This is a genomic window from Streptomyces africanus (assembly GCF_002150735.1).
In the GTDB taxonomy this organism is placed as follows: Bacteria; Actinomycetota; Actinomycetes; order Streptomycetales; family Streptomycetaceae; genus Streptomyces; species Streptomyces africanus.
On record NZ_MUKA01000036.1, the window covers coordinates 15,169 to 41,820 of the forward strand.

At 71.9% G+C, this 26,652-nt stretch carries 20 protein-coding genes and 2 pseudogenes; 14 read left to right on the plus strand and 8 right to left on the minus strand.

Annotated features, from left to right (window positions below):
• Positions 1–339 precede the first annotated feature (339 nt).
• Positions 340–987, plus strand: a complete 648-nt coding sequence (locus CCL05_RS05720) for a LysM peptidoglycan-binding domain-containing protein (RefSeq protein WP_086559376.1) — start codon at positions 340–342, stop codon at positions 985–987.
• Between the two features lie 69 nt (positions 988–1,056).
• Here the strand turns inward: CCL05_RS05720 and CCL05_RS05725 are convergent, their stop codons facing one another.
• The 3 genes from CCL05_RS05725 to CCL05_RS05735 are packed head-to-tail and all read right to left on the minus strand — an operon-like array spanning position 1,057 to position 4,856.
• A complete protein-coding gene (locus CCL05_RS05725; protein ID WP_086559377.1) occupies positions 1,057–1,698 on the minus strand; it encodes an ATP-binding cassette domain-containing protein in 642 nt (213 codons plus the stop codon).
• Complete coding sequence (locus CCL05_RS05730; protein ID WP_086559378.1) at positions 1,695–4,370, minus strand: ABC transporter permease subunit; 2,676 nt, start codon at positions 4,368–4,370, stop codon at positions 1,695–1,697. Before CCL05_RS05730 ends, CCL05_RS05725 begins: the two co-directional genes overlap by 4 nt.
• 9 nt (positions 4,371–4,379) lie before the next feature.
• The gene (locus CCL05_RS05735; protein WP_086559379.1) at positions 4,380–4,856 is read right to left on the minus strand and encodes a hypothetical protein; all 477 of its coding nucleotides are present in this window, start codon (positions 4,854–4,856) and stop codon (positions 4,380–4,382) included.
• Positions 4,857–4,998: 142 nt separating this feature from the next.
• On the opposite strand from CCL05_RS05735, the gene CCL05_RS05740 reads away from it, so the two are divergent.
• From CCL05_RS05740 to CCL05_RS05750, 3 genes are read left to right on the plus strand one after another with little or no spacing between them, the layout of a single operon-like run.
• Positions 4,999–5,559: an MTB12 C-terminal domain-containing protein gene (locus CCL05_RS05740; RefSeq protein ID WP_208641382.1), complete on the plus strand. Its 561-nt coding sequence runs from the start codon at positions 4,999–5,001 to the stop codon at positions 5,557–5,559.
• Positions 5,534–6,820, plus strand: coding sequence for an ABC transporter substrate-binding protein (locus CCL05_RS05745; RefSeq protein ID WP_086559380.1), 1,287 nt, complete (start codon positions 5,534–5,536; stop codon positions 6,818–6,820). The genes CCL05_RS05740 and CCL05_RS05745 overlap by 26 nt, the downstream gene beginning before the upstream one ends.
• A gap of 39 nt (positions 6,821–6,859) precedes the next feature.
• On the plus strand, positions 6,860–7,900 hold the full coding sequence (locus tag CCL05_RS05750; RefSeq protein WP_086559381.1) for a WYL domain-containing protein: 1,041 nt from the start codon (positions 6,860–6,862) through the stop codon (positions 7,898–7,900).
• Here CCL05_RS05750 and ctaD read toward each other — a convergent pair.
• Positions 7,899–9,470 (minus strand): annotated as a pseudogene (gene ctaD / locus CCL05_RS05755) (aa3-type cytochrome oxidase subunit I); the annotation flags it as partial. The gene CCL05_RS05750 and the pseudogene ctaD overlap by 2 nt on opposite strands.
• A 429-nt stretch (positions 9,471–9,899) precedes the next feature.
• Between ctaD and CCL05_RS05760 the strand changes: the two are divergent.
• Positions 9,900–10,115, plus strand: a complete 216-nt coding sequence (locus CCL05_RS05760; protein WP_086559382.1) for an I78 family peptidase inhibitor — start codon at positions 9,900–9,902, stop codon at positions 10,113–10,115.
• A 100-nt stretch (positions 10,116–10,215) separates the two neighbouring features.
• Here CCL05_RS05760 and CCL05_RS05765 read toward each other — a convergent pair whose 3' ends face one another.
• A complete protein-coding gene (locus CCL05_RS05765; RefSeq protein ID WP_086559383.1) occupies positions 10,216–11,208 on the minus strand; it encodes a phosphatase PAP2 family protein in 993 nt (330 codons plus the stop codon).
• Positions 11,209–11,435: 227 nt separating this feature from the next.
• Complete coding sequence (locus CCL05_RS05770; RefSeq protein ID WP_086559384.1) at positions 11,436–12,605, minus strand: hypothetical protein; 1,170 nt, start codon at positions 12,603–12,605, stop codon at positions 11,436–11,438.
• 263 nt (positions 12,606–12,868) lie between these two features.
• Here CCL05_RS05770 and CCL05_RS05775 point away from each other — a divergent pair, with 263 nt between their 5' ends.
• Both CCL05_RS05775 and CCL05_RS05780 read left to right on the plus strand, forming a co-directional pair.
• A complete protein-coding gene (locus CCL05_RS05775; RefSeq protein ID WP_086559385.1) occupies positions 12,869–14,470 on the plus strand; it encodes an MFS transporter in 1,602 nt (533 codons plus the stop codon).
• A gap of 266 nt (positions 14,471–14,736) precedes the next feature.
• Positions 14,737–15,927, plus strand: coding sequence for an acyl-CoA dehydrogenase family protein (locus CCL05_RS05780; RefSeq protein ID WP_086559386.1), 1,191 nt, complete (start codon positions 14,737–14,739; stop codon positions 15,925–15,927).
• Positions 15,928–15,964: 37 nt separating this feature from the next.
• Here the strand turns inward: CCL05_RS05780 and CCL05_RS05785 are convergent, their stop codons facing one another.
• On the minus strand, positions 15,965–16,402 hold the full coding sequence (locus CCL05_RS05785) for a cell division protein SepF (protein ID WP_086559387.1): 438 nt from the start codon (positions 16,400–16,402) through the stop codon (positions 15,965–15,967).
• A 289-nt stretch (positions 16,403–16,691) separates the two neighbouring features.
• Here CCL05_RS05785 and CCL05_RS05790 point away from each other — a divergent pair, with 289 nt between their 5' ends.
• The 5 genes from CCL05_RS05790 (at position 16,692) to CCL05_RS05810 (ending at position 25,399) form a co-directional block, all read left to right on the plus strand.
• Positions 16,692–17,930: a DUF5685 family protein gene (locus CCL05_RS05790; RefSeq protein WP_208641384.1), complete on the plus strand. Its 1,239-nt coding sequence runs from the start codon at positions 16,692–16,694 to the stop codon at positions 17,928–17,930.
• 198 nt (positions 17,931–18,128) lie between these two features.
• Positions 18,129–19,034, plus strand: a complete 906-nt coding sequence (locus CCL05_RS05795) for a S1 family peptidase (RefSeq protein WP_086559389.1) — start codon at positions 18,129–18,131, stop codon at positions 19,032–19,034.
• Positions 19,035–19,402: 368 nt separating this feature from the next.
• A complete protein-coding gene (locus tag CCL05_RS05800; RefSeq protein ID WP_086559390.1) occupies positions 19,403–20,485 on the plus strand; it encodes a S1 family peptidase in 1,083 nt (360 codons plus the stop codon).
• A 475-nt stretch (positions 20,486–20,960) separates the two neighbouring features.
• On the plus strand, positions 20,961–24,410 hold the full coding sequence (locus CCL05_RS05805) for a DNA polymerase III subunit alpha (protein WP_086559396.1): 3,450 nt from the start codon (positions 20,961–20,963) through the stop codon (positions 24,408–24,410).
• Entirely contained in the window at positions 24,407–25,399 is a 993-nt protein-coding gene (locus CCL05_RS05810; RefSeq protein WP_086559391.1) for a DNA polymerase Y family protein, read from the plus strand. Before CCL05_RS05805 ends, CCL05_RS05810 begins: the two co-directional genes overlap by 4 nt.
• A 16-nt stretch (positions 25,400–25,415) precedes the next feature.
• On the opposite strand, the gene CCL05_RS05815 is transcribed toward CCL05_RS05810, so the two are convergent.
• On the minus strand, positions 25,416–25,790 hold the full coding sequence (locus CCL05_RS05815) for a cupin domain-containing protein (protein ID WP_086559392.1): 375 nt from the start codon (positions 25,788–25,790) through the stop codon (positions 25,416–25,418).
• 79 nt (positions 25,791–25,869) lie between these two features.
• On the opposite strand from CCL05_RS05815, the gene CCL05_RS05820 reads away from it, so the two are divergent.
• Together CCL05_RS05820 and CCL05_RS45965 are read left to right on the plus strand one after the other, a co-directional pair.
• The gene (locus CCL05_RS05820) at positions 25,870–26,316 is read left to right on the plus strand and encodes a MarR family winged helix-turn-helix transcriptional regulator (RefSeq protein ID WP_086559393.1); all 447 of its coding nucleotides are present in this window, start codon (positions 25,870–25,872) and stop codon (positions 26,314–26,316) included.
• A gap of 171 nt (positions 26,317–26,487) precedes the next feature.
• Positions 26,488–26,652, plus strand: a pseudogene (locus CCL05_RS45965) (lipase); the annotation flags it as partial.

The window sequence follows — 26,652 nt, forward strand, 5'->3', positions numbered from 1 at the left end:
GGCGTTGAGAGGGTGAAGTGGGTCACAGGGTGTCGGGCGCGTTGGTCGACATATCAGGAAATCCGGGAATGAAGTGGGTGTCCGGAAATAGCCGTTACCCGAGGTATTGGGGAACTGGCCTGGCCTGACGGGCAACCGGTTGATGACGGCCCGTCAACTCCTTAGATTCCTCCGCCGTGTGCAGCGAGCACCGCTCGGGTACGTCCGCCGGCCGCGTGATTCTCCGGAACCACGCGCAGCACCACACCGGCGGACGGGGCGAGCGCGACCCACGCGCCCCATGGCGCGGGGAGTGGCGTTCCGCCTTGGGGGACCCCGAGTGCGTAGAGAGGGAACTACATGTCCGAATGTGCCGATACCACGCGCGACAACGCTCGGAAGAACCAGGTTCGTACGACGGCGGTCCTCGCCGGCGCGGCACTGCTCGCGCCCCTCGGACTGCTCGCCGCGACCGGGAACGCCGCGGCGGCTGACAGCGGAGTGTGGGACCGCATCGCCCAGTGCGAGAGCGGCGGCAACTGGCACATCAACACCGGCAACGGCTACCACGGCGGACTCCAGTTCGCCCCCTCCACCTGGCGCGCCTACGGCGGCACGGCCTACGCGCCCACCGCCGACCAGGCGAGCAAGTCCCAGCAGATCGCCGTCGCCACCAAGGTCCAGCGCGCCCAGGGATGGGGCGCCTGGCCCACCTGCTCGGCACGCGCCGGGGCGAGCGGCAGCGCACCCGCGGCCTCCGCCGCTGCCGACCCGGTCACCTCCGTCAAGCCCGCTCCGGCGAAGCCCGCGAAGACGCCGGCGCGCTCCACGGCCGCACACCCGGACCGCGGCTCCTCCCGCGGCGACTACACCGTCCGCGCGGGCGACACCCTGAGCGGGGTCGCCGCCCGGCACGGGACCACCTGGCAGCACCTCTACGCCGCCAACAAGGCCGCCATCGGCGGTGATCCCGACATCATCGTGCCCGGCCTGCGCCTCGACATCTGAGCCGCTCCCCCTCGCCGGGACACGGGCCCCGTCCGGTCGGCCGACCGGGCGGGGTCTTCGCGCGCCGGGTCAGTGGGGGAGCTCGCCCGCCTCGCCGGCGAACACGACCGTCCCGCGCCGCAGTTCGTAGACGATCGCGGGCCGCTCCCGCAGGGCGGGCGGCAGGCGCTGCTCGGCGACCACCACACACGCGTCGAGCGCGCCCAGCAGCTCGTAGGTACGGGCCGCGACCGAGGGCGACATGCCCTGGGCGGGCTCGTCGACGAGCACCACGCGCGCGCGTGCCAGCAGCGCCCGGGACAGGGCGAGCATGCGCTGCTCCCCGCCGGAGAGCGTGCCGGCACGCCGCTCCAGCAGGGGCCGCAGCTGCGGATAGGCGTCGAGGGCCGGGGCAAGGTCCGGGGCGGCGAGTCCGAGGTTCTCGCGCACGGTGAGCGAGCCGAACACGGCCTGCCGCTCCGGGACCAGGCACAGCCCGCGCCGGGCCCGCTCGTAGGCCGGTACACGGGTCACGTCGGCGCCGTCCCACACCACGGCGCCGCCCGACAGGGGCACCGTGCCGGCCAGGGCCCGCAGGGCGGTGCTGCGGCCGGAGCCGTTGCGGCCCAGCAGCACGGTCAGGCCCGGGCCGGGGGCGGCGAGGGTGACGCCGTGCAGGGCCTCCAGGGGGCCGTAGCGCACGCGCGCGTGGCGCAGGGAGACGGTGGTCATCGCCCGGCCGCCGTTCCCAGGGCGTCCAGGACCCGGCCGGGCGGGCCGGAGGCGACGATCCGGCCCGCCGTCATCACGTGCACGACGTCGGCGAGGCCGGCGACGAGGTCCAGGTCGTGCTCGACGACGAGCAGGGCCGTGCCGTCGGCGGCCAGGGCCTTCAGGACCCGGGCGAGGGCGGCCACTTCGGTGGTGTCGAGGCCGGCGGCGGGCTCGTCGAGCAGCAGGACGCGCGGGGCGCCCGCGAGGGCCCGGGCCAGTTCGACGCGGCGCAGCGTCCCCGTGGGCAGCCCGGCGGCGGGCAGCGCCCGTACCGGCCCGCCGAGACCGAGCAGCCTGAGCGTCCGCTCCACGGCACCCGGATCGGTCACCCGGCCCTGTTCGGCGCCCACCCGGACGTTCTCGGCCACGGTCAGCGACGGGAAGACGGCCAGTTGCTGGAAGGTCCGCGCGACACCGAGCCGGGTGCGGGCGTGCGCGGGCAGGGCGGTGATGTCCCGGCCGCTCAGGCGCACCTCGCCACGCGCGGGCCGCAGTGTGCCGGCCAGACAGTGGAACATGGTGCTCTTCCCGGCCCCGTTGGGGCCCACGACCGCGGTGATCCGACCGGGGAAGACGTCCAGGTCGACCCCGTCGAGGGCGGTGAAGCCGCCGTAGTGGGCGTGGAGGCGGCGGGCCGTGAGGAGGGGGGAGGCGGGAGCCGACGGTGTCGAGGTGCCCCGGAAGGCCGGAGGCCGGTTGCTCCGGCGGTATGCCGCACGTGCTGTCGCCCCTGTCGCTGTCGCGCCCGCCGGCGCCGTCCGGGCCGCCCGCCGCTCCACCGGGCGCAGCAGCTCGCGGGCCCGGGCTCCCGCCGGTGTGAGGGCCGGTGCGCGGCGCGGGCGCAGGCGGTCCGCCGCCGTTCGCAGGGCCTCGTACGGGCCGCCGGGGAAGCGGCCCACGAAGACCGCCAGGACACCGATCAGGGCCGCCGCCACGCCGCCCCGCGCGCCCGCGTCCAGACCGACCAGGAGGGCCGCGGCCCCGAGGGCGCCGAGGGTGCTGTCGGCTCCCAGCACCACGACCGCCGCGAACCACAGCAGACCGCGCACGGGGTCGTAGGCGGCGGGGTCGAAGGCGCGCAGGCCCATGCCGAGCATGCCGCCGCCCAGCGCGGCGAGCGCGGCGCACGCGACGAAGGCGAGCAGCTTGAGGGACGGCACCGGGACGCCCGCCGCCTGCGCCCCCGCCTCGTGGTCCCGCATGGCCGCGAGGGCCCGGCCCGTCCGCCCCCGGCGCAGCGCGTGCGCCGCCGGCAGCGCGATCGCCAGCAGGAGCAACTCCAGGACGTAGTACGCGCGGTCCCCCTCGAAACCCGCCGGGCGGCCCAGCGACAGGCCCGACGTGGCGTACGGCTGGTCGAAGACGAAGCGGCTCACGCCCACGCCCACGGCGAACGTCGCCAGCGCCAGCGCCAGGCCCCGGCGGCCGATCGCCGGCCAGCCCGTGAGCAGGCCGAACGGCGCCACCAGGACGACCGCCGCCGCGAGGGCCGCCAGCTCCGGCACGGCCGGCAGGCCCGGGAAGCGGCCCGCCGCCAGCAGCGCGGTGAACAGGGCGCCCAGCCCCGCGTACGCCGCCTGCCCCAGGGAGATCTGTCCGCCGCGGCCGGTGACCACCACCAGGGACAACAGGACGACGGCCAGCGCCGGCACCTGGATCGACGTGTGCAGGTCCCGGCCGGCGAGGCCCAGCGGGAGCAGGAACAGCACGGCCGCCACGATCCACACGCCGGGCGGGGTCGCAGCCCGGGCGGTTGCCGTGCGCGGCAGCGCGTCACGCGTGCCCACGCCCGGCAGGACCAGGGCCGCGACCAGCAGGGCGACGACGAACAGGTTCGTGCCGGCCGTCTGCAGCAGCGGCGCGCCCCACCCGGACGGGTGCAGCCGCGTGAGCTGGCTCTGCGCGACCCCGATGCCCAGCGCCACCACCACGGCGACCGGCAGGCTCCGCATCCGCGCGGCGACCGCGACCGCCACGACCTCCATCACGAGCAGCGACAGCCCGTACGGGTCGAGCCGCACGTACGGCGCCAGCAGCACCCCGGTCAGGCCCGCCGTGAAGGAGCCGAACGCCCAGCCCGCCGCCGCGACCCGGTCCGCGTCGATACCGCCCAGCACGGCGAGCTGCCGGTCGTCGACCACGGCCCGCAGCTCCCGCCCGAACCGCGTCCAGCGGACGACCGCCGCGACCCCGGCGGCCAGCACCAGCACCACCGCCAGCTGCCCCCACGGCTCGTCCGGCACCAGCTCCGGCGCGTCGTCCCGCGCCCCCTGCCCCCACAGCAGCGCCGCCCCGCCCACCAGCAGCACGAACACCCCGATGGACGCCACCAGCGTCTGCGCCGGGTCACCGCCGAGCACCGCCAGGGGCCGGAAGACGAACCGCTCCAGTACGACGCCCAGGCCCGGAGCCAGCACCAGCAGCGTCACCCCGGCCGCGAGCCACAGCGGCCAGCCCCACTCGACCACGCACTGCCGCAGCACGTAGGCGCACACCATGGCGACCGCGCCGTGCGCGAAGTTCAGCACCCCGGTCGCGCGGTACGTCACGATCAGGCCGATCCCGGTCAGCGCCGCCGCGCTGCCCACCGACAGGCCGGCCAGGGTGAGCTCGTACGTCAGCGAGGACATGGCCCGGGCTCAGTCGGTCTCTTCGACGGGCTCGCAGATCGGGCACGGGCCCAGCTCGCCGCTCGCCACCAGCTTGGAGTCCACCGGAACCGCCTCCGCCTTCCCCGCCACCAGCGGGCAGTCCGCGCGGTGCCACAGCGTGCCGCCCGGCACCATCAGCAGCTCGCCGCTGACCGCGAGGGGCGCGAGCGCGGCCTGCCCGCTCTCGTCCTCGTCCGCCGGCTCCGCCGCCACCAGCAGGCCGTACAGCTCCTCCACGCGCGCGGCGGCGATCGCGTCCCGGCCGTGGGCCAGCAGCACCGCCCCGGAGACGATCAGGGCCGCGCCGGGAACCGTGCAGGAAGCGAGGTAGGGCAGCTGCCGTTCGGCGAAGCGCTCCCCGGAGACGCCGTACCAGCCGACGACGCACAGCACGGCTCCGGCGGCCAGCGCCGCCCAGCCGGCCCAGAGGACGGGATGCACGGTCCGCAGTCGGCTTGTCCGCATCGCTGCTCCCACACGTCGGTTGTCCGGGCACGCGCCTGGCCACCTGTTCAAGTCCGCCGCTCGCTTGCACTATGCCCCTTGGAAGCTGACCCTGAAAGCACCGGGCGCACTTGGCCCGGACCGACACCCGGTGGTGAGCCAGATGGTTCTCGGCAGCGACCTCAGGCGGGGGAAGGCGGCACGGGGCCCACGAGCCGCGGGACGGGGTACGGCGATCGCGGCCGCCCTGGTCCTGACCCTCGCCCCGGTCCTCGCGGCCTGCAGCGACGACAACGGCGGCAGCGGGAGCACGCCGCCCACACCGACCGCGGAGCGGACCACGAGCGCGCCGGCCAGCGCACCGGCGGACCGGGCGGCGGCCGAGACCGAGATCAGGCAGAACTGGCAGAAGTTCTTCGACCCGAAGACCTCGCCCGAGGACAAGCTGGCCGTCCTGGAGAACGGCGACCGGCTGGCCCCCGTCCTCAAGGCCTTCAGCGGTGACGAGCGCGGCGGGCAGGTCCAGGCGAAGGTCACCAAGGTCCAGTTCACCTCGGCGACCGGGGCGGACGTGACGTACACGCTCACCCTGAAGGGCGCCACCGTCCTGCCGGACGCCTCCGGGACGGCCGTCGAGCAGAACGGCACCTGGAAGCTGTCCGCCAAGACGCTGTGCGCGCTGGTGCAACTGAGCGGCAATGCGTCGCCGGTCCCGGGCTGCTGAGGCCCTCGCCGCGGCGCTGCTGCTCGCCCTGAGCGCGGCCTGCGGCAGCCGGCTCCCGGAGAGCGACTTCGAGCACGACGACCGCGGCTCCGCGCCCCGCGCCTCCGCGCCCCTGCGGGTCGGCATCATCACCAGCGCCACCAGCCCGGTCGGCGGCAACGCCTTCACCGGCCCGCGCGACGGCGCCGGGGCATGGTTCGACCGGCTCAACGCGCGCGGGGGCATCGACGGCCGCCGCGTGGAGGTACGCCGGTGCGACGACGGCGGCAGCGGCGTCGGCAACAACGAGTGCGTGCACCGGCTGGTCGAGGAGGACGAGGTCGTCGCCCTGGTCGCCACCACCGCCCTGGACTACGCGGGCGCCTCCCGCGTCTCCCGCGCGCGCGTGCCCGACATCGGCGGCCAGCCCATCGGCAGCGCCTACGACACCTACCCGCACCTCTACGGCATCTACGGCAGCCGCGCCCCGCGCAACGGCACCACCGGCTGGGACGGCAAGCTGTACGGCGGCACCGAGGTCTACCGCTACTTCAAGCGCGAGCACGGCGCCCGGACCGCCGCCGTCGTCTCCTACAACCAGTCCGCGTCCGCCGCCTACGCCCGGCTCGTCGAACGGGGCCTGCGGGCCGAGGGCTACAAGGTCGTCACGGAGCAGGTCGACTTCGCCCTGCCCAACTTCCGCGCCGTCGCCGCCGACCTGAAGGAACAGGGCGCCGATCTCGTCTTCGACGCCATCGACAGCCACGGCAACGCCCGGCTGTGCCAGGCCATGGACGAGGTCGGCGCCCACGTCACCGCCAAGGTGACCAACGTGCAGAACTGGGCGTCCACCGTCGCCGACGACTACAAGGCCGCCCCGCGCTGCCGCAACGCCCTCTGGGCGACCGGCTCCAGCCGCAACTACGACGACACCGGCCACCCGGCCGTACGGGAGTTCCGCGAGGCGACCAAGGACCTGAAGACGCACTCGCAGTGGCAACTGGAGGGCTGGGCGGCCGCCCGCTGGTTCACGGACGCCGCGCGGTCCTGCGCGAGGACGGGCATCACGCGCGCGTGCGTCGACGCCTACATGAACCGCAGCGAGGGATACACCGCGGGCGGACTGCTCCTGCCCGTCGTGTTCGAGCGGCTCGCCGAGCCCCCGAAGACCCTCCGGACCTGCCTGTCGGTGGCCCGCTGGGAGGACGGCAGGGGCTGGGTCGGCCAGGGCGACATGAACCGCACCTGCTTCGACGTCCCCCAGCTGGCGTACGCGCCTTGAGGACAGCGGCTGACCGCAAGGGCTGGCAGACTCGCCCCCATGTTGGAGACCTCGGCACGCCTGCTGCGCCTGCTGTCCCTGCTCCAGGCCCACCGCGAGTGGTCCGGCCCCGACCTGGCCGAGCGGCTCGGCGTCAGCGCCCGCACCCTGCGCCGGGATGTGGACCGGCTGCGCGAACTCGGCTACCCGGTCAACGCCAGCCCCGGCACGGGCGGCGGCTACCAGCTGGGCGCGGGCGCCGAGCTGCCGCCGCTGCTCCTGGACGACGACGAGGCCGTCGCCGTGGCGGTCGGACTGCGCACGGCGGCCGGGCAGGGCATCGAGGGCATCGGAGAGACCTCGGTACGGGCCCTCGCCAAACTGGAACAGGTGCTGCCGAACCGGCTGCGCCGCCGCGTGGGCGCCCTCAACGCCTTCACCGTGCCGATGCTGCGCGGTCCCGTACCCGACGCCGTCGACCCGGCCGTGCTGACCGAGCTCGCCCACCTGTGCCGGGACGCCGAGCGCCTGCGCTTCGAGTACCGCGGCCACGACGGCACCCACAGCCGCCGCAGTGTCGAACCGCACCGCCTGGTGTGCACCGAGCGCCGCTGGTACCTCGTCGCCTGGGACCTCGACCGGCAGGACTGGCGCACCTTCCGCGTGGACCGCATCACGCCCCGGCCGCCGCACGGCCCGCGCTTCGAGCCGCGCGAGGCGCCCGCCGAGGACCTCGCCGCCTACGTCTCCCAGGGCGTCTCCACGCGCGCGTACGCCACCCACGCCGTCGTGCGGCTCCTGGCGCCCCTGGAGGAGGCCGCCGCGCACATCTCGCCCAGCGCCGGGGTTCTGGAGGCGGAGGGCCCGGACAGCTGCCTGCTGCGCTGCGGCGCCGGGAGCCTCGAGGTGATGGTGATCCACGTGATGATGCTGGGCTTCGAGTTCGAGGTGATCGAACCCGACGAGCTGACCGAGGCGATCAGGAAGGTTCGCGACCGGCTTGATGGCGCTCTGGCTCGGGCTGCGCCGTCACCGCCGCGTACCGCGGATGGTGCAGATCGAACGCCGGCGACTCCGACCGGATCCGAGGCAGCACCGTGAAGTTGTGCCGGGGCGGCGGACAGGAGGTCGCCCACTCCAGGGAACGGCCGTAGCCCCAGGGATCGTCGACCTCGACCTTCTCGCCGTACCGTGCGGTCTTCCACACGTTGTAGAGGAACGGCAGCGTGGACATGCCGAGCAGGAACGCGCCGATCGTCGACACGGTGTTGAGCGCGGTGAACCCGTCCACGGCGAGGTAGTCGGCGTACCGGCGGGGCATGCCCTCGGCGCCCAGCCAGTGCTGCACCAGGAACGTGGTGTGGAAGCCGGTGAAGAGCGTCCAGAACTGGATCTTGCCGAGCCGCTCGTCGAGCATCTTGCCGGTGAACTTCGGCCACCAGAAGTAGAAGCCGGCGAAGATCGCGAAGACGACCGTGCCGAAGACGACGTAGTGGAAGTGCGCCACCACGAAGTACGTGTCCGTCACATGGAAGTCCATCGGCGGCGACGCCAGGATCACCCCGGTCAGCCCGCCGAACAGGAACGTCACCAGGAAGCCCGTCGCCCACAGCATCGGCGTCTCGAAGGACAGCGAGCCCTTGATCATGGTGCCGGTCCAGTTGAAGAACTTCACGCCCGTCGGCACCGCGATCAGGAAGCTCATGAAGGAGAAGAACGGCAGCAGCACCGCGCCCGTCGCGAACATGTGGTGCGCCCACACCACCACCGACAGGCCGGTGATCGCCATCGTCGCGCCCACCAGCGTCAGATAGCCGAACATCGGCTTGCGGCTGAAGACCGGGATGATCTCCGTGATGATGCCGAAGAACGGCAGCGCGATGATGTACACCTCCGGATGGCCGAAGAACCAGAACAGGTGCTGCCACAGGATCGCCCCGCCGTTGGTCGCGTCGAAGACCTGCGCGCCGAACCGCCGGTCCGCCTCCAGCACCAGCAGCGCCGCCGCCAGCACCGGGAACGCCATCAGGATCAGGATCGACGTGAACAGCGTGTTCCAGACGAAGATCGGCATCCGGAACATCGTCATGCCGGGCGCGCGCATCCCGATGATGGTGGTGATGAAGTTGACCGCGCCGAGGATCGTGCCGAAGCCGGACAGCGCCAGCCCCATGATCCACAGGTCGGCGCCGATGCCGGGCGTGCGCTCCGCGCTGTTGAGCGGGGCGTAGGCGAACCAGCCGAAGTCGGCCGGTCCGGAGGGCACCACCAGCGAACCCAGCACGATCAGCCCGCCGAACAGGAACAGCCAGTACGAGAACATGTTCAGCCGCGGGAAGGCCACGTCGGGCGCGCCGATCTGCAACGGCATCAGCTCGTTCGCGAAGCCCGCGAAGGTCGGCGTCGCGAACAGCAGCAGCATGATCGTGCCGTGCAGCGTGAAGGCCTGGTTGTACTGCTCGTTGTTGATGATCTGCAGTCCGGGGCGGGCCAGCTCGGCGCGCATCAGCAGCGCCATCACCCCGGCGATCAGGAAGAACACGAACGACGTGATCAGGTAGAGGTGACCGATCTTCTTGTGGTCCGTCGTGGTCAGCCAGTCGACCAACACCCGCCCGTGCTGCTTCCTCGGCACGGGCCGCGCCGCCGCCTGTACGGTCTGCGTCCCCATCGCTCGCTCGCCCCTTCGCTCATCGCGTGCCGGGCCCGCCGAAGCCCGCGTCGCGTACCCGCGAGCTCACGCCATGATGCGCGCGTCACCGAGCGCTCCGACAGGGGGCGTACCGGCCTCTGCGTGCCGAAGCCAGGCATTTCCTGTGCGGCCGCGGCTGAGCCGGCCCGGTGCGGCGCCGGAATGGAATGGGGCCCCGAGGTCACTTCTCCCGGAACTTTCCGCCGGGCTTTTTCCATGGGCTCATGTGACACGCGGAAATTCCGATCGAATACCTGCGGAAGGCCTACGAAACCGCTCGTCCGTGTGACGGACAGCAGCCGAAACACCTGTCGTGATCTTGTGACAGAAGCGTGACAGCCAAGGGACAGGGACCGGGGTCACAGGCCCGGACTTCCGCGGTCGCCGGGCACGGCATAGCGTGGCGGCATGGCACCGATTCCGACACCTTCCGCGGAACCCGACGACAGCCCGGACACCTATGTCGGCCTGGAGGCCGACCGGGCCGAGCGCCTCGCGCGTGAGCGCGGCTGGCCGACGGTGCGCGCGCTGCCGCCGGGGGCGATCATCACGATGGAGTACCGCGTGGGCCGGCTGAACTTCGAGGTGAAGAGCGGCCGGGTGGCGCGGGCCTGGAAGGGCTGAGACACCCCGAAGGCCCCGGTTCCGCAGCGGAACCGGGGCCTTCGCCGTGCCCGGACGGGGTGTGCGCAGCGGCCCGCCGTCCGTCGTGGCCGGTCATGCGTCAGGGGCGGGCCGAGGAGGAGGCCGAGCCGCGCGGGTGCCGCTCCGTGTGCGGCGGGCGGCGGCTGCCCGCGGGGGTGGTCGGCGTGCGCTCCGAGCGGGTCGTGTGCGGTCCCGGCGCCAGGTAGGCCGGGGCCCGGGGCGAGCGGGCCGCGACATCCTCCCGGTCGGCGGGCAGCGGCGTGACCACCAGGGGCGGCGCGCCGGCCGGGACGGCGTCCGGCGCCGCAGGGCTCCGACGGGCCCGCCAGCGGTCGCGCAGGTCGAAGATCCTGTCCTCGGAACGGGCGATCAGCGGCTCGAACCACGGCAGGCCGAGCAGGATCAGCAGCCCCGCGACCCAGCCCAGCAGCACATCGCTCAGCCAGTGCGTACCGAGGTAGACGGTGGCCATCCCGACGCCGAGCGAGGTCACCGCGGACACGGCGGACAGCCAGCGCTGCGCTCTCGCGCCGGAGGCCAGGTAGGCCAGGATTCCCCAGGTCACCACGGCGTTGGCGGTGTGACCGCTCGGAAATATATCGCCGCCGCGCCACATCTCGTTGGAGCCGATCACGGTCGCGTAGTGCGGTCCCAGGCGGCCCATGCCGTACTTGGCGGCGCCCACCGTGATGTTCAGCAGGAGCAGCGAGACGCCGAGGGCGAGGAGCGGACGCAGGGTGTGCTGCCGCCAGGAGCGCCAGCCCAGCCAGGCCGCGACCATCACGGCGGTCGGGCCGCGCTGGCCGAGCACCACGTAGTAGTCGACGAACCAGTGGATCTCCGACCACTGCTGGTACGGCCGGAAGAACATGACCTGCCAGTCGAGCCGCACCAGCCAGGACGTGATGATCACGGCCCACACGATCGCGCCGTAGAAGGCCAGGGTCGCCGCGAAGAGCACGATGCGGTGCCTGCTCATCTTCGGCACATCGATGTGGGCCGGTCGTTCCGGCTCACGGTCCAGCCGGGCGAACACCCGGTCCAGACGGGTGAGCTTCGGTTCGGTACGCACCCAATCGACGTTACAGCGAGTGAGCTCGGATCCCCGTCGAATCAACGGCTTTGTGATGACGATGTGATGTGGGATTCCTCTCAGGAGGAGGTTTATTTCCAGCGAATCCGTAATCGCCGGGCGCTGCGACCTTCAATTCCTTTGATCATTCCGGATGGGGGTTTTATTGGGCTTTTGGATTCGTTCACCGGGGCATGGCGCGGAATTCTCCGGGCGCTCACAGCGGGTCAGGGGGGACCCGAACCGTTCAGCCAGAACGCCCCGTACACCGCCGAGGCGACCGCCACCGACCCGAGCACCAGCGCTGACCTGCGGATACGCAGCCGGGCCAGGGCCAGGGCGAGAGGCAGCAGCAGCGGGAAGGCGGGCATCAGCAGCCGCGGTTTCGAGCCGAAGTAGCTCGACGCGCACAGGGCGAGCGCGGTGACCACACCGGTGTAGACCAGCAGCGGCAGCGGCTGGCGTCCACGTACTCCGGCCACATACAGCCAGACGACTGACACGACCCCGGCGATCAGCCCGGCACCGGCCAGGGCCGAGGGAAACGACGTGAACTTTTCGGCGACGAACCGGGCGAAGGCGTAACCCCCGTCGAAACCGTTGCGCCACCCCGCCTGCACGTCGAGATAGCCGAGCGGCCCCTTGCCGGTGTGGTGGCCGACCCACAGCACGTATCCGGCGGTGCCGAGGGGGGCGAGCAGCATGCCGAGAGCGCGGCGGGTGCGGGAGCCGACGTCGGGGGCGTCGCCGGACCGCCGTTCCCGGGCGAAGGAGGCGATGCCCGCCGCCCACACCGCGGCCACCACGGCGATCCCGACCGGACGGGTCAGCCCCGCCGGCAGGGCCAGCATGCCCGCGGTCACCCAGCGGCCCGTCAGCACCGCGTACAGCGACCACGCGGCGAGCGCCGTGAACAGCGACTCGCTGTACGCCATCGACTGCACGATCCCGACCGGGAGCACGGCCCACAGCAGCACCGCGCACACCCCGGCCCGGCGGCCGTACACATGGTCCGCGACCGCGAAGATCCCCCAGGCCGCGGCGACCGAGGCGCCCAGGGCGACCAGGAAACCGCCGTCCGCGTACGACAGCGGGGACACCGCCGCCACCAGCCGCTCCAGCCAGGGCAGCAGCGGGAAGAACGCGAGATTCGAGTGCACGTCCCCGTTCGCCAGACGCACCTCGTAGCCGTAGCCGAGCTCGGCGACCCTGGTGTACCAGAGCGCGTCCCAGCGGGCGGTCAGCAGCGTGTACGCGCTCTTGTCGCGCGCCGCGCTCCACAGGGCCAGGGCGACGAGGCCCAGGACACGGACGGCCGCGTACCCGAGGAGCGCCGGGGCCGCCCGGTGCAGCGCCCCGGCGCGGGACGGGGCCGCGCGCGTCTCGAGATCGGTCACGGGCCCGATTATCGACCGGGGCCGGAACCGGCCGGCCGCCCGGGGCGTGGTCGACGGAGGGGGGAGTGGCGTACGCCACATCTTTCCGCCGGACCTGTGAGAGGTCCGCCACTCGGCTCCGGCGCGGACTCGCGTACTCTGACGTGTCACTCGCTGTTCGTTTGCGCGGGCCGGAGACCACCGCTCCTCTCCGGCCGAGTCGCGGGGGCGTCCCCCACCCCGTGAGCCCGCCGATCGCGAGGGAACATCTGGGAGGTACGTACATGTCCGGGACGACCACGGCCGCTGCGCTGCGCCGTCGGGCGGCCGGGGCCGGTGCCAACCGCTGGGTGGTTCTCGTCGTCCTCTGCGTCAGCCTGCTGCTGGTCGCCGTCGACGCCACCGTGCTGCACGTGGCGGTCCCCGCCGTCACCGAGGACCTGAAGCCCGGCGGGATAGAGCTGCTCTGGATCGTCGACGTCTATCCGCTCGTCTGCGCCTCGCTGCTGATCCTGTTCGGCACGCTGGGTGACCGCGTCGGCCGCCGACGGGTGCTGCTCCTCGGGTACGCGCTGTTCGGCCTCGCCTCCGGCCTCGCGGCCCTGGCGGACAACGCCCAGGTACTCATCGTGGCGCGGGCGCTGCTCGGCGTGGGCGGCGCGATGATCATGCCCGCGACGCTGTCGATCCTCCGGCAGGTCTTCCCGGACCGGCGCGAGCGGGCGCTCGCGATCGGCATCTGGAGCGCCGTGGCCGCGGTGGGCGCGGCGGTCGGACCGCTGCTCGGCGGCTTCCTGCTGGAGCACTTCTGGTGGGGCTCGGTGTTCCTCGTCAACATCCCGTTGATGCTGGTCAGTCTCCCGGTCGGGCGACTGCTGCTGCCCGAGTCCAAGGGCGACGGCGAAGGGCCCTGGGACGTGGTCGGCGCGCTGATGGCGGCGATAGGGCTGTTCGGGGTGGTGCTGGGCGTCAAGCGGCTCGGCGGCGGGGAGTCGGTGGGGAGCCTGCTCACCGTGCTGCCGCTGGTGGTGGGCGCGGTGCTGCTGGTCGCGTTCGTACGGCGGCAGCGGCGGCGGACGCATCCGCTGGTCGACCTCGGCATGTTCGCGCGGCCGGCGTTCAGCACGGCCGTCGGGTGCATCGTGCTGGCGATGCTCGCGCTGGTCGGACTCGAACTGATCGCCGCGCAGTACCTCCAGCTGGTGCTCGGACTGTCGCCGCTGGAGACGGGGCTGCGGCTGCTGCCGCTGACGTTCGCCGCGATGGCGGCCGGGCTGGCCGGGGCACGGATGCTGCGGCGGTTCGGGCCGCGGCGGATGGTGTGCTTCGGATTCTGCCTGACGGCGTTCGCGGTGGTACTGCTGACGGCGCTGGGCCGGACGGACGACTGCGCGCTGATGCTGACCGGGTTCGTGCTGCTCGGCTTCGGGCTGGAGACGACGCTGTTCGGGGCGTACGAGTCGATGCTGAGCGAGGCGCCGCAGAACCAGGCCGGCGGGGCGGCGGCGATCGGGGAGACGTCGTACCAGCTGGGGGCGGGGATCGGGATCGCCCTGCTCGGCACGGTGATGAACGCGGCGTACGCGCCCGGGTTGTCGGGTGTGCCGGGGGTGCCGGAGTCGGCGTCCTCCTCGGCGGGGCATTCGCTGGGGGAGGCGTACGAGGTCGCCGCGCAGCTGGGCGGGGTGGCCGGGGTTGCCCTGCGTCATGCCGCCCGGGACGCGTTCGTGCACGGGCTGCATGTGACGTTGCTGGTGAGTGCGGGGTTGTTGGTGCTCGGGGCGGTGATGGCGTTGCGGTTGCCGCGGGTCATGCAGTGTGAGGGTGACGGTGCGGTGGAGTTGCCTGCCCCGAGGGACGCCGCGGAGTCGCGCGTCTCGGTGTGACGCCCTTTTTGCCCACCCACGCGCCGCCCGTATCTGCCGGTTGAGGGGTGGAGGTCGCCTGTGGGGGTGGGCCGTCGTTGGCGGCTTGCGGTGGTGGCGGGCAGAGGTGGGTGTGCGGGCCGATGATGGGCGCGGACGCCGACGGCGCTGTGCCCCCACTGGCGACTTCGGCCGTCCAGTCGGCAGCTATGGGTGGTGCGGGGGCGGGTGGAGGTCGTAGCGTCTTGGTTAGCAGTGCTAGTTAAAGAGCTTCGGAGGGTGTCCGCATGTCCGAGTCGTCCAAGCTTCCTCCGTTCGATCCCGCCGATCCCCTCGGCCTCGACGACCTCCTGGAGCCGGAGGACCTCGGGATCAGGGACACCGTGCGGGCCTGGGCCGCGGACCGGGTGCTGCCGCATGTCGCCGAGTGGTACGAGAAGGGAGAGCTGCCGGAGATCAGGGAGCTCGCCCGGGAGCTGGGGGAGCTCGGCGCCCTGGGGATGTCCCTGGAGGGGTACGGGTGCGCCGGGGCGTCCGCCGTGCAGTACGGACTGGCGTGCCTGGAGCTGGAGGCCGCCGACTCCGGGATCCGCTCCCTCGTCTCCGTGCAGGGCTCCCTCGCCATGTACGCCATCCACCGGTTCGGCAGTGAGGCGCAGAAGCGGCAGTGGCTGCCCCGCATGGCTTCCGGCGAGGTCATCGGGTGCTTCGGGCTGACCGAGCCCGACCACGGATCCGACCCGGCCTCCATGCGGACGTACGCCAAGCGCGACGGCACCGACTGGGTCCTGAGCGGCCGCAAGATGTGGATCACCAACGGTTCGGTCGCCGGCGTCGCCGTCGTGTGGGCGCAGACCGACGACGGGATCCGCGGGTTCGTCGTGCCGACGGACAGCGCCGGGTTCTCCGCCCCCGAGATCAAGCACAAGTGGTCCCTCAGGGCCTCCGTCACCAGCGAACTCGTCCTCGACGACGTACGGCTGCCCGCCGACGCCGTCCTCCCGGAGGGCACTGGCCTGCGCGGACCGCTCAGCTGTCTGTCGCACGCCCGGTACGGGATCGTCTGGGGCGCCATGGGCGCGGCCCGCAGTTGTTTCGAGGCCGCGGTCGACTACGCGAAGTCGCGGGAGCAGTTCGGACGGCCCATCGGCGGCTTCCAGCTCACCCAGGCCAAACTCGCCGACATGGCGGTCGAACTGCACAAGGGAATTCTGCTCGCCCATCACCTGGGGCGGCGTATGGACGCCGGCCGCCTGCGTCCCGAGCAGGTCAGCTTCGGCAAGCTCAACAACGTACGAGAAGCGATCGAGATCTGCCGCACGTCCCGCACCGTTCTCGGCGCCAACGGGATCTCGCTCGAATATCCCGTGATGCGGCACGCGACCAACCTCGAGTCGGTGCTCACCTACGAGGGCACCGTCGAGATGCACCAGCTCGTGCTGGGCAAGGCGCTCACCGGACTCGACGCCTTCCGGTGAACCCCGCGCGGGGGCGGGGCCGGTGAGCGGCCCTGCCTCAGCTCTGGTTGAAGAAGCCGTCCGTGCGGTGCGCGCCCGGGTCGCCGTTCACGATCTCCGTGTTGGCGGGGGTCAGCAGGAACACGCGGGTCGACACCCGCTCGATCGAACCGCGCAGGCCGAAGATCAGCCCGGCCGCGAAGTCGACCACGCGCTTGGCGTCGCCGGCGTCCATGGCCGTGAGGTTCATGATGACCGGCACGCCTTCGCGGAACAGCTCGCCGATGGCGCGCGCGTCCCGGAAGCTGTCCGGGGTCACCGTGCCGATGCGGCGCCCCTTCTCCTCGGCGACGTCCGAGGCCACCTTGACGCGCGGATCGGTGACCCAGGCCTCCCCGGGCTCGGTCCCGTCGGAGTAGTCGTCGTCGTAGTAACGCTCGTCTTCGTTGTCGTCGACGAGGCCAAGCCAGGCACTTGCCTTGCGTACCGATCCCATGGACGCCTCCTCTCACAGCGGTCTTTCTGCTTTCCGCATCCCTATGGTCGTCCATGATGCGGATGGCGCGCCAAGTGGATAGACGCCGCACGGGGGGTTTGTGACGGTACTGGTGCACAGCGAATCCGTCGAGAGTCCGTGTTTCCCAAGGGCCTTGTCGTAAACGACTGCTGACTGTGAGTGAAATATGATTCTTCGCGGCGTACGGGTGATGAGCGGTGCGTACGGGTGAACGCGATGGCCGATACCATGCGGCGCCAAAACGTCGTACGGAGCACGGGGGACATCGATGTTCGGAATGGTCAGGCCCTGTAGGCACCGGCTCGGGGAGAGCCTCACGGCCCAGTGGATGGCGCATTTGTGTGGGCTGTGCCTCGCGTTGCGCCGGGACCACGGGCAGCTCGCGCGCATCGTGACGAACTACGACGGGCTTCTCGTCTCGGTGTTGACGGAAGCTCAGGCGGGCCGGGCGGGCAGCACGTCGAGCGGTGCGGGGCGGCGTACGGCGGGGCCGTGTCCGCTGCGCGGGATGCGCACCGCGTCCGTCGCGCACGGTGAGGGAGCGCGGCTCGCGGCGGCCGTGTCGCTGGTGCTCGCCTCCGCCAAGGTGCGCGACCACGTCGCCGACGGCGATGGACTGCTGTCCCGAGCGCCGGTCGCGCGCGCCGCGCGCCGGATCGCCGTGGGCTGGGACCGCGCCGGGGCGCGCACCGGCTCCGCCGTCGGCTTCGACACGACCGTCCTGGTCGACGCCGTGGACCGGCAGAGCGGTATCGAGGCGCTCGCCGGGCCCGGTACGCCGATCCTGACGGTCACCGAACCGACCGAGACCGCGACCGCCGCCGCCTTCGCCCACACGGCGGTCCTCGCCGGCCGGCCGCACAACGCCGGGCCGCTCGCCGAGGCCGGACGGCTCTTCGGACGGCTGGCCCATCTGCTGGATGCCGTGGAGGACCTGCACGCTGATGCCGCGTCAGGTGCCTGGAACCCGATCGCCGCGACCGGTACCTCCCTCGCGGAGGCCCGGCGGCTCGCCGACGACGCGGTGCACGGGGTGCGGCTCGCGCTGCGCGACGCCGAATTCGCCGACGCGAAGCTCGTGCATCTGCTGTTCGTGCACGAACTGCGGCGCTCGGTGGACCGGGCGTTCGGCACGGTGCCGGTGTGCGCGTCGCACCAGGGCGGGCCGTACGGACAGCAGCCGCCCCAGGGGCCGTACGGCTCCGGGCAGCACCCGTACGCGGGCGGTGGTGGAAACCCGTACGCGGGTGGGGGCGGAAACCCGTTCGCAGGTGGGGGAGGAGGGTATGGCGGCGGTGGTCTCGGCGGTGGCGCGCCGGTGCCCCAGCCGCCCCAGGGCCGGCGCGGCTTCTGGGCCGGCTGCGGGATGTTCTGGCTGCTGTGCTGCACCTGCAAGCTGTGCTGTGCCGAGGAGTACGAGGGGCCGTGGTCCCGCAAGAAGCGCGAGGGCTGCTGCCGGGATTGCGACTGCGACGGGTGCGATTGCTGCTGCCCCTGCGACTGCTGACTCCACCGCGACCGGTGCTTCAGAAGGGCCCGGCCGAAAGGCCCTCTTGCGCCTACCGGCCGTTCGGCCGAATACTCCCCCCACAGCGCTTGTCAGGGGCACGGCGGATTCGGAATCCGGCCCGCCTCGCCCCGGACTGCGCCTCACGGGCCCGAAACCCCACGAGGGCCCCCGACTTCCTTTGTGGAGGAACGAAAAGTGAGGATCAAGCGCACCACCCCCCGCAGCGGCATTTCGAGACGGACCCGGCTGATCGCCGTTTCCACCGGCCTCGTTGCCGCCGCAGCGATCGCGATCCCCAGCGCGAACGCCTCGGACACCCCCACCACCTTCAGCGCCGCCGAACTCAAGAGTGCCAGCGGCTCCTTGCTGAAGGCCGACATCCCGGGCACCGCCTGGGCCGTCGACAGCAAGAACAACCGTGTGCTCCTGACCGTCGACAGCACGGTCAGCCAGGCCGAGATAGCGAAGATCAAGCAGCAGGCCGGCGCCAACGCCGACGCGCTCACGATCAAGCGCACCCCCGGCAAGTTCAACAAGCTGATCCAGGGCGGCGACGCCATCTATGCGAGTAGCTGGCGCTGCTCCCTCGGCTTCAACGTCCGTGCCAGCAACGGCACCGAATACTTCCTGACCGCCGGTCACTGCACCGACGGCGCGGGCACCTGGTACTCCAACTCCGGCCGCACCACGGTCATCGGCTCGACCGCCGGCTCCAGCTTCCCGGGCAACGACTACGGCCTCGTCCGCTACAGCGGCTCCGTCAGCCGCCCCGGCACCGCGAACGGCGTGGACATCACGCGCGCGGCCACCCCGAGTGTGGGCACCACCGTCATCCGCGACGGCTCCACGACCGGTACGCACAGCGGCCGGGTCACCGCCCTCAACGCCACCGTCAACTACGGCGGCGGTGACGTCGTCTCCGGCCTGATCCAGACCACCGTCTGCGCCGAGCCCGGTGACTCCGGCGGGTCGCTCTACGGCAGCAACGGCGTCGCGTACGGTCTGACCTCCGGCGGCAGCGGTGACTGCACCTCCGGTGGTACGACGTTCTTCCAGCCCGTCACGGAGGCTCTGAGCGCCTACGGGGTCAGCGTGTACTAGGCCCCCGGCGGCAGTTCGCAGTACTTCGTAGCCCCCGCACGCATGGCGTGCGGGGGCTTTCGTATGGAGCGCGGGCGCCCCTCCGAACCGGCTGCCGTGGGGGCGAAATTCAGCCACACGTGAACCTCGAAGAGTGCCCGCACATTACTCGCGCGTAATGTTTGCACTGTGAACACAGGGGAGTTGGGTCCGATTTGATCGTGGACGGTCAAAATGAGGGGGCGTGCGAAGCGCTGTCTACGCGCGTCTAGAACTCACCCTTGTGTGCCCCCCGTTGTCCTCGGAATAGTGGGCGCTCGTCAACAAAGCCTTCCGGTTCGCGAGGTCCCCACAACCTCCCGGGCCGACCCCCCACAGGAGGACGTGAGTTGAAGCACCGACGCATACCCAAGCGGCGTGCAGCCGTGGCAGGTGCGGGTATCGCCGCACTGGTCGCCGCGGGAGTCACCTTCCAGACTGCGAACGCGAGCGAGACCCCGGAGGCCTCCGCGCCCCGGACCCTGTCGGTCACGGCGGCCGGAAAGCTCGCCTCGACGCTGGCCCAGGACCTGGGTGCCGACGCGGCGGGCACGTACTACGACACGAAGAGCAAGAGCCTCGTGGTGAACGTGCTCGACGAGGCCGCGGCCAAGGCCGTCGAGAAGGCCGGAGCCAAGGCGAGAGTCGTGGCGAACTCTCTCGCCGAACTGAAGAGCGCCCGCGGCACGCTGAAGCAGGACGCGACGATTCCGGGCACCTCCTGGGTGACCGACCCGACGAGCAACAAGATCGTCGTCACCGCCGACCGTACGGTGTCCAAGGCCGAGTGGACGAAGCTGACGAAGGTCGTCGGCGGGCTCGGTGCGAAGGCCGAACTCAAGCGGACGAAGGGCGAGTACAAGCCCTTCGTCGCCGGTGGTGACGCGATCACCGGTAGCGGTGGCCGCTGCTCGCTCGGCTTCAACGTGGTCAAGGGCGGCGAGCCGTTCTTCCTGACCGCCGGGCACTGCACCGAGGGCATCTCGACGTGGTCGGACTCCAGCGGCAAGGAGATCGGCACCAACGCGGACTCCAGCTTCCCGGGCAACGACTACGGGCTGGTCAAGTACACGGCGGAGGTGGCTCACCCGAGTGAGGTGAACCTCTACAACGGCTCGACGCAGAAGATCACGGGTGCCGCCGAGGCGACGGTCGGCATGGAGGTCACGCGGAGCGGTTCGACGACCCAGGTGCACGACGGGAAGGTCACGGGGCTGGACGCCACCGTGAACTACGGCAACGGCGACATCGTGAACGGTCTGATCCAGACCGACGTGTGCGCGGAGCCCGGTGACAGTGGTGGTTCGCTCTTCTCGGGCAGCAACGCGATCGGGCTGACGTCCGGCGGTAGTGGTGACTGCACGTCCGGTGGGGAGACGTTCTTCCAGCCGGTGACGGAGGCGCTGTCGGCGACCGGGACCGAGATCGGCTGAGTTCCGGGTCCAGTTTTGTGGAGTCCCGCCCCTTGTGTGAGGGGCGGGGCTTTTGCGTGTGGCGCGCCTGCCTCCGGCGGTTGGGCCGGGTGCCTGCGGCGGCCTGTGGCTGCTTCGGTGGGGGTGCGCGTAGCGCCTGCGGCTGGCTTGTGGGTCGGGGCCGCGCCGGGGGGTGTCCGTCCTCGGAACGGCGCGATGGGGTTGCGAACCGACTGACTGTCCGTTGACGCGCCAACCGCTGCGGGCGGACACCCCCCGACACGTCCCCTTCTCGCCGTCGGCGACCCGCGGGTGCTGGTGCGTGCGGTTACCGCATCGGGCCATGGCCGCCAGGCGGGCTTTTTGGTGTTTTGGCAGGTGGGGCAGGGTCGAGCGGATGTCGCACATGTATTCGAGGATGAGGGTATGGTGGGGGTGAGGTAGCTGGGAACAGATGTTCGAGAGCCGGTGTGGTTCACGAGTGCGGGAGGTGCGTGTGCCGGGGTTCACGCATCTGCACACCGTCTCCGGGTTCTCGTTGCGGTATGGAGCCTCGCACCCGGAGCGGCTGGCCGAGCGTGCCTCCGAGCGGGGCATGGACGCCCTGGCTCTCACTGATCGCGACACCCTCGCCGGTGCCGTCCGGTTCGCCAAGGCCTGTGCGAAGGCGGGGGTCCGTCCGGTCTTCGGGGCGGATCTGGCGGTGGCGGGAGCGGAGCGCCCCGAGCCCGGGCGGGGGCGGCGTCGGACTCCTGTGCGCGGTGGCGCCTTCGTCGACGAGTCCGCCCCCCGGGTGACCTTCCTCGCCCGGGACGGTGCCCGTGGATGGGCCGGGCTGTGCCGGCTGGTCTCGGCGGTGCACGAGGGGGAGGGGACGCCGTTGCTGCCCTGGGAGCGCCATCGCGCCGAGGGGGTGACCGTGCTGCTCGGGCCTGATTCGGATGTGGGGCGTGCCCTGGCCGCCGGACGTCCCGACCGTGCGGCGCGGCTGCTCGTGCCCTGGCGGGAGGTCTACGGCGACGCCCTGCGGCTGGAGGCCGTCTGGCATGGCCGGAAAGGTACGGGGCCCGGCTCCCTGCGGCTGGCCGCCCGGACCGTCGGGTTCGCCGCCGAGCAGCGGATCCGGCCCGTGCTCAGCAACGCCGTACGGTACGCCGACCCGGGGCTGGGGCCGGTCGCGGACGTACTGGACGCCGCCCGGCGTCTGGTGCCCGTCGACCCGACCAAGGAGCTGGACTCCGGTGAGGCCTGGCTCAAGGGGGCCGGGGACATGGTCGGGGTGGCGGAGCGGGTCGTGGAGGCCGCGGGGTTCCGGCGGGACACCGCTCATCGGCTGGTGGAGCAGACCGAGGCCACCGCCGCCGAGTGCCTGGTCGATCCCGAGGACGATCTCGGGATCGGTACCGTGCACTTCCCCGAGCCGCATCTGGTCGGTGCCGACCGCCGTACCGCCCAGCGGACGCTGGCCTCGCGGGCGGCGGCGGGGATGGTGCTGCGCGGGTACGACCGGCGGCGGGAGTACTGGGAGCGGATGCACCATGAGCTGGACATCATCGCCCACCACGGCTTCGCTTCTTATTTTTTGACCGTCGCCCAAGTGGTCGACGACGTCCGGGAGATGGGGATCCGGGTCGCCGCCCGGGGGTCCGGTGCGGGGTCGCTCGTCAACCATCTGCTCGGGATCGCGCACGCCGATCCGATCGAGCACCGGCTGCTGATGGAGCGGTTCCTGTCGAAGGAGCGGGTCGTGCTGCCCGACATCGACATCGACGTGGAGTCCGCGCGCCGGCTGGAGGTCTACCGCGCGATCATCGACCGGTTCGGCACCGAGCGGGTGGCGACGGTCGCGATGCCCGAGACGTATCGCGTACGGCATGCGATCCGTGACGTGGGAGCCGCCCTGTCCATGGACCCGGACGAGATCGACCGGGTCGCCAAGTCCTTTCCCCATATCCGGGCGCGGGACGCCCGCGCGGCGCTGGAGGAACTGCCCGAACTGCGTGCGCTGGCGGGGGAGAAGGAGAAGTACGGGAGGCTGTGGGAGCTGGTCGAGGCGCTGGACGCGCTGCCGCGCGGGGTGGCCATGCATCCGTGCGGGGTGCTGCTGTCGGACGCCTCGCTGCTCGCGCGTACGCCGGTCATGCCGACCAGCGGCGAGGGCTTTCCGATGTCGCAGTTCGACAAGGACGACGTCGAGGATCTCGGGTTGCTGAAGCTCGACGTGCTGGGGGTGCGGATGCAGTCCGCGATGGCGCACGCCGTGGCGGAAGTGCAGCGGGTGTCGGGGGTGAGGGTCGATCTGGACGGGCTGTCGCCGGGGGATCCGGAGACGTACCGGTTGATCCGGTCCACCGAGACGCTCGGCTGCTTCCAGATCGAGTCGCCGGGGCAGCGGGACCTGGTCGGGCGGCTCCAGCCGGCCGGCTTCCACGATCTCGTCGTCGACATCTCGCTGTTCCGGCCCGGGCCGGTCGCCGCCGACATGGTGCGGCCGTTCATCGAGGCGCGGCACGGGCGGGCGCCGATCCGCTGTCCGCATCCGGATCTGGAGGAGCCGCTGAAGGAGACGTACGGGGTCGTCGTCTTCCACGAGCAGATCATCGACATCGTCGACATCATGACCGGCTGCGGGCGCGGTGAGGCGGACCGGGTGCGGCGCGGACTGTCGGATCCGGAGTCGCAGGGGCGGATCAAGGTGTGGTTCGCGCAGCACGCGGCGGCGAACGGGTACGACGCGGAGACGATTCAGCGGACCTGGGAGATCATCGAGGCCTTCGGGTCGTACGGCTTCTGCAAGGCGCACGCGGTCGCCTTCGCCGTGCCGACATACCAGTCGGCGTGGCTGAAAGCGCATCATCCGGCCGCCTTCTACGCGGGACTGCTGACGCACGACCCCGGCATGTACCCGAAGCGGCTGCTGCTGGCGGACGCGCGGCGGCGCGGGGTGCCCGTGCTGCCGCTGGACGTGAACAAGTCGGGCGTCGCACACCGTATCGAACTGGTGTCCGGTAAATGGGGGCTGCGACTGGCGCTCTCCGATGTGCACGGCATCAGTGAGGCCGAGGCGGCGCGGATCGCCGAGGGGCAGCCGTACGCCTCGCTGGTCGACTTCTGGGAGCGGGGCCGGCCCAGCCGTCCGCTGGCCCAGCGGCTCGCGCAGGTGGGAGCGCTGGACGCGTTCGGCGCCAACCGCCGTGATCTGCAACTGCATCTGACCGAGCTGCACCGGGGCGCTCGGGGCGCGGGCGGGGGCCAGCTCCCGTTGGCCGGCGGACGGAAGACCGCACCGGCCGGGCTGCCCGACCTCACCTCGTCGGAGCGGCTCAGTGCCGAACTGGGCGTGCTGTCCATGGACGCCTCGCGCAACCTGATGGACGATCACCGGGCGTTCCTCGACGAGCTCGGCGTGGTGTCCGCGCGCCGGCTGCGCGAGGCCCGGCACGGGGAGACGGTGCTGGTCGCGGGAGCCAAGGCGGCCACCCAGACGCCGCCGATCCGGTCCGGCAAGCGGGTCATCTTCTCCACCCTGGACGACGGCACGGGCCTGGTCGACCTCGCCTTCTTCGACGACTCCCACGACGCCTGCGCCCACACCGTCTTCCACTCCTGGCTGCTGCTGGTGCGCGGGGTGGTGCAGCGGCGCGGCCCGCGCAGCCTCAGCGTGGTGGGCGCCGCCGCCTGGAACCTCGCGGAGCTGCTGGAGGTGCGCCGGGAGGAAGGGCTGGAGGGGGTCGCAGCCCGGTTGGCCGGTGCCGGTGCCGATTCCGGTTCTGGTGACGACGGCGAGGGGCCGGAGGGCTCCGCGGACCAGGATCCGGCGGAGCAGCGGAAGATCCGTATGTCCACGGGGTACGAGATGCACCCCTGGGCCGATCTGCGTCCCGCGGGCGAAGGGCCCGCGGTGGGAAGAAAGTTGTGGCACCAGAGTCCGGGGAGTGCGGGATGACCATCCTCTGCGTACGTTTCCAGCTGCCTCCGACGCGCGAGGCCGACCTGCCCCGACTGCTCGGGATGCTCGAGGAGTTCACCCCCGTCGTCCAGGCCCTGCCACCGGACGGGGCACTGGCCGACCTGCGGGGCGCCGAGCGGTACTTCGGGCGGAACGCCCTCGAACTGGCCTCGGTGATCCGGGTGCGCTCGCTCGCGCTGTACGGCGTCGACTGCGTGATCGGAGCCGGGCCCGGGCCGATGCTGGCCCGCGTGGCGCTGCGCGACGCCGTGCCCGGGGTGACCTGTGCGGTGCCCGAGGAGCGGGACGCCATCGCGGAGTTCCTCGCGGACAAGCCCGTCGCCGCGCTGCCCGGCGTGGGCGCCGCGACCGCCCGTACGCTGGGCGACTACGGCCTCGACACCCTCGGCCGGGTCGCCGCCGCGCCGCTGTCCACGCTCCAGCGGCTGATCGGCGCGAAGGCCGGCCGCGAGCTGTACGAGAAGGCGAACGGCGTCGACCGCGGCCGGGTCGTCCCGAATGCCGTCTCCCGCTCCCTCGCCACGGAACGCCCCTTCGGCCGCGACGAACTGGACCCGGACCGGCACCGCCGCGCTCTGCTCTCGGCCGCCGAGGAGATCGGCGCCCGGCTGCGTGCCCTGGAGAAGGTGTGCCGCACGCTCACCCTCACCGTGCGCTACGCCGACCGCTCGGCCACGACCCGCAGCCGCAGGCTGAACGAACCGACCGCGCACTCGCCGGACCTGACCAGGGCCGCGTACGGCATGTACGAGGCGCTTGGGCTGCAGCGGGCCCGGGTCCGTGCGATCACCCTGCGGGCCGAGGGGCTCGACCCCGCCGACCAGGCCTCCCACCAGCTGACCTTCGACCCCGTGGACGAGAAGGTCCGCCGTATCGAGGAGGTCGCGGACCGCGCCCGGGCGAAGTTCGGCCCGCGGGCGGTGATGCCCGGGGGGCTAGGGGGACCGGGGCGACTGGCGGCGTAGATCCTTCCGCGTGACGTCAGTTGGCCCACGGCGGCACGATGCGTGTGCCGTCGGCGAGCTGTCCCTCCATGCCGATCGAGGTGGTGACCCAGGAGTACGCGGTCCGGTCGGTGGGGTTCTCGACGGTCAGGGTGGCGCCGGGGTTGATGATCACCGTGTCGCCCGCGGTGATCCGCTCGGTGCGGCCGTCGAGGGTGATCAGCAGCTCGCCGTCGAGCAGATGGAAGATCTCCTCCCGGCTGACGGTGTGGGCGGGCGCCTTGAGGCCGGCGGGGATCTCACCGCGCCAGGCGCACAGCTCCTTGCTGCCGCTGCGCGGGGTGGCGTACGAGACGAAGCGGGCGCCGTGGATCTCGTGGGTGACGGCTTCGGATGAGCGGACGACGGGCATGAGGCCTCCAAGTGGTCAAGCTGCTTGACTATATGGTCAAGCAGCTTGACCATCGCGTCAAGAGTGTTTCAATGCATGCGTGCAGAACTCCGAGGCCATGGCCCTGTCCGCCGCCCTGCTCGCCGCCGCCGGCAAGCTCACGCAACGCATCCATGAGGGCGTGGTCGCGCGGGGTTTCGAGGGAGTGCGGCCCGCACACGGCTTCGCCTTCGCCCGGCTCGCCCCGGACGGCGCGACGGTCACCGACCTGGCCGCCCACCTCGGGGTGACCAAGCAGGCCGCCAGTCAGCTCGTCGACGAGATGGTGCGCAAGGGATACGCCGAGCGGCGGCCGCACCCGGAGGACGCCCGGGCGCGGCTGGTGGTGCTGACCGGGCGGGGTTGGGAGTGCACGCGGGCTGCGGAGGAGGCGGCCGCGGAGGCCGTGCGGGAGTGGGCGGACGTGCTGGGGGAGAGGGAAGTGCGGGCGCTCGGGGAGCAGTTGCTGCGGATCGCTCCGCTCGGGCCGATCCGGCCCGCCTGGTGAAGGGGCGTCAGGCGGGCCCACCGTCGTCGGTTACCACTGGAAGTTTTTACTGACGCGTAACTTCCCAGTTTGACTACTGACTCGTAACTTGACGAGTGAACAGCATCCCGTGATCCGGATCACAGGGCTTCGTGCCGTCGCACCTCCCTTGAGCCGCAAGGAGATCACCCGATGCTGCCCTGGAAACGAGTGCTCAGACCCCTGGCCGTACTGCTGCTGACCGCCGCGGCCGTCACCGTCCCCGCCACCTCCGCCCAGGCCGCCGGCGCGCCGAGCTCCGGCTGGAACGACTACTCCTGCAAGCCGTCCACCGCCCACCCCCGCCCCGTCGTCCTC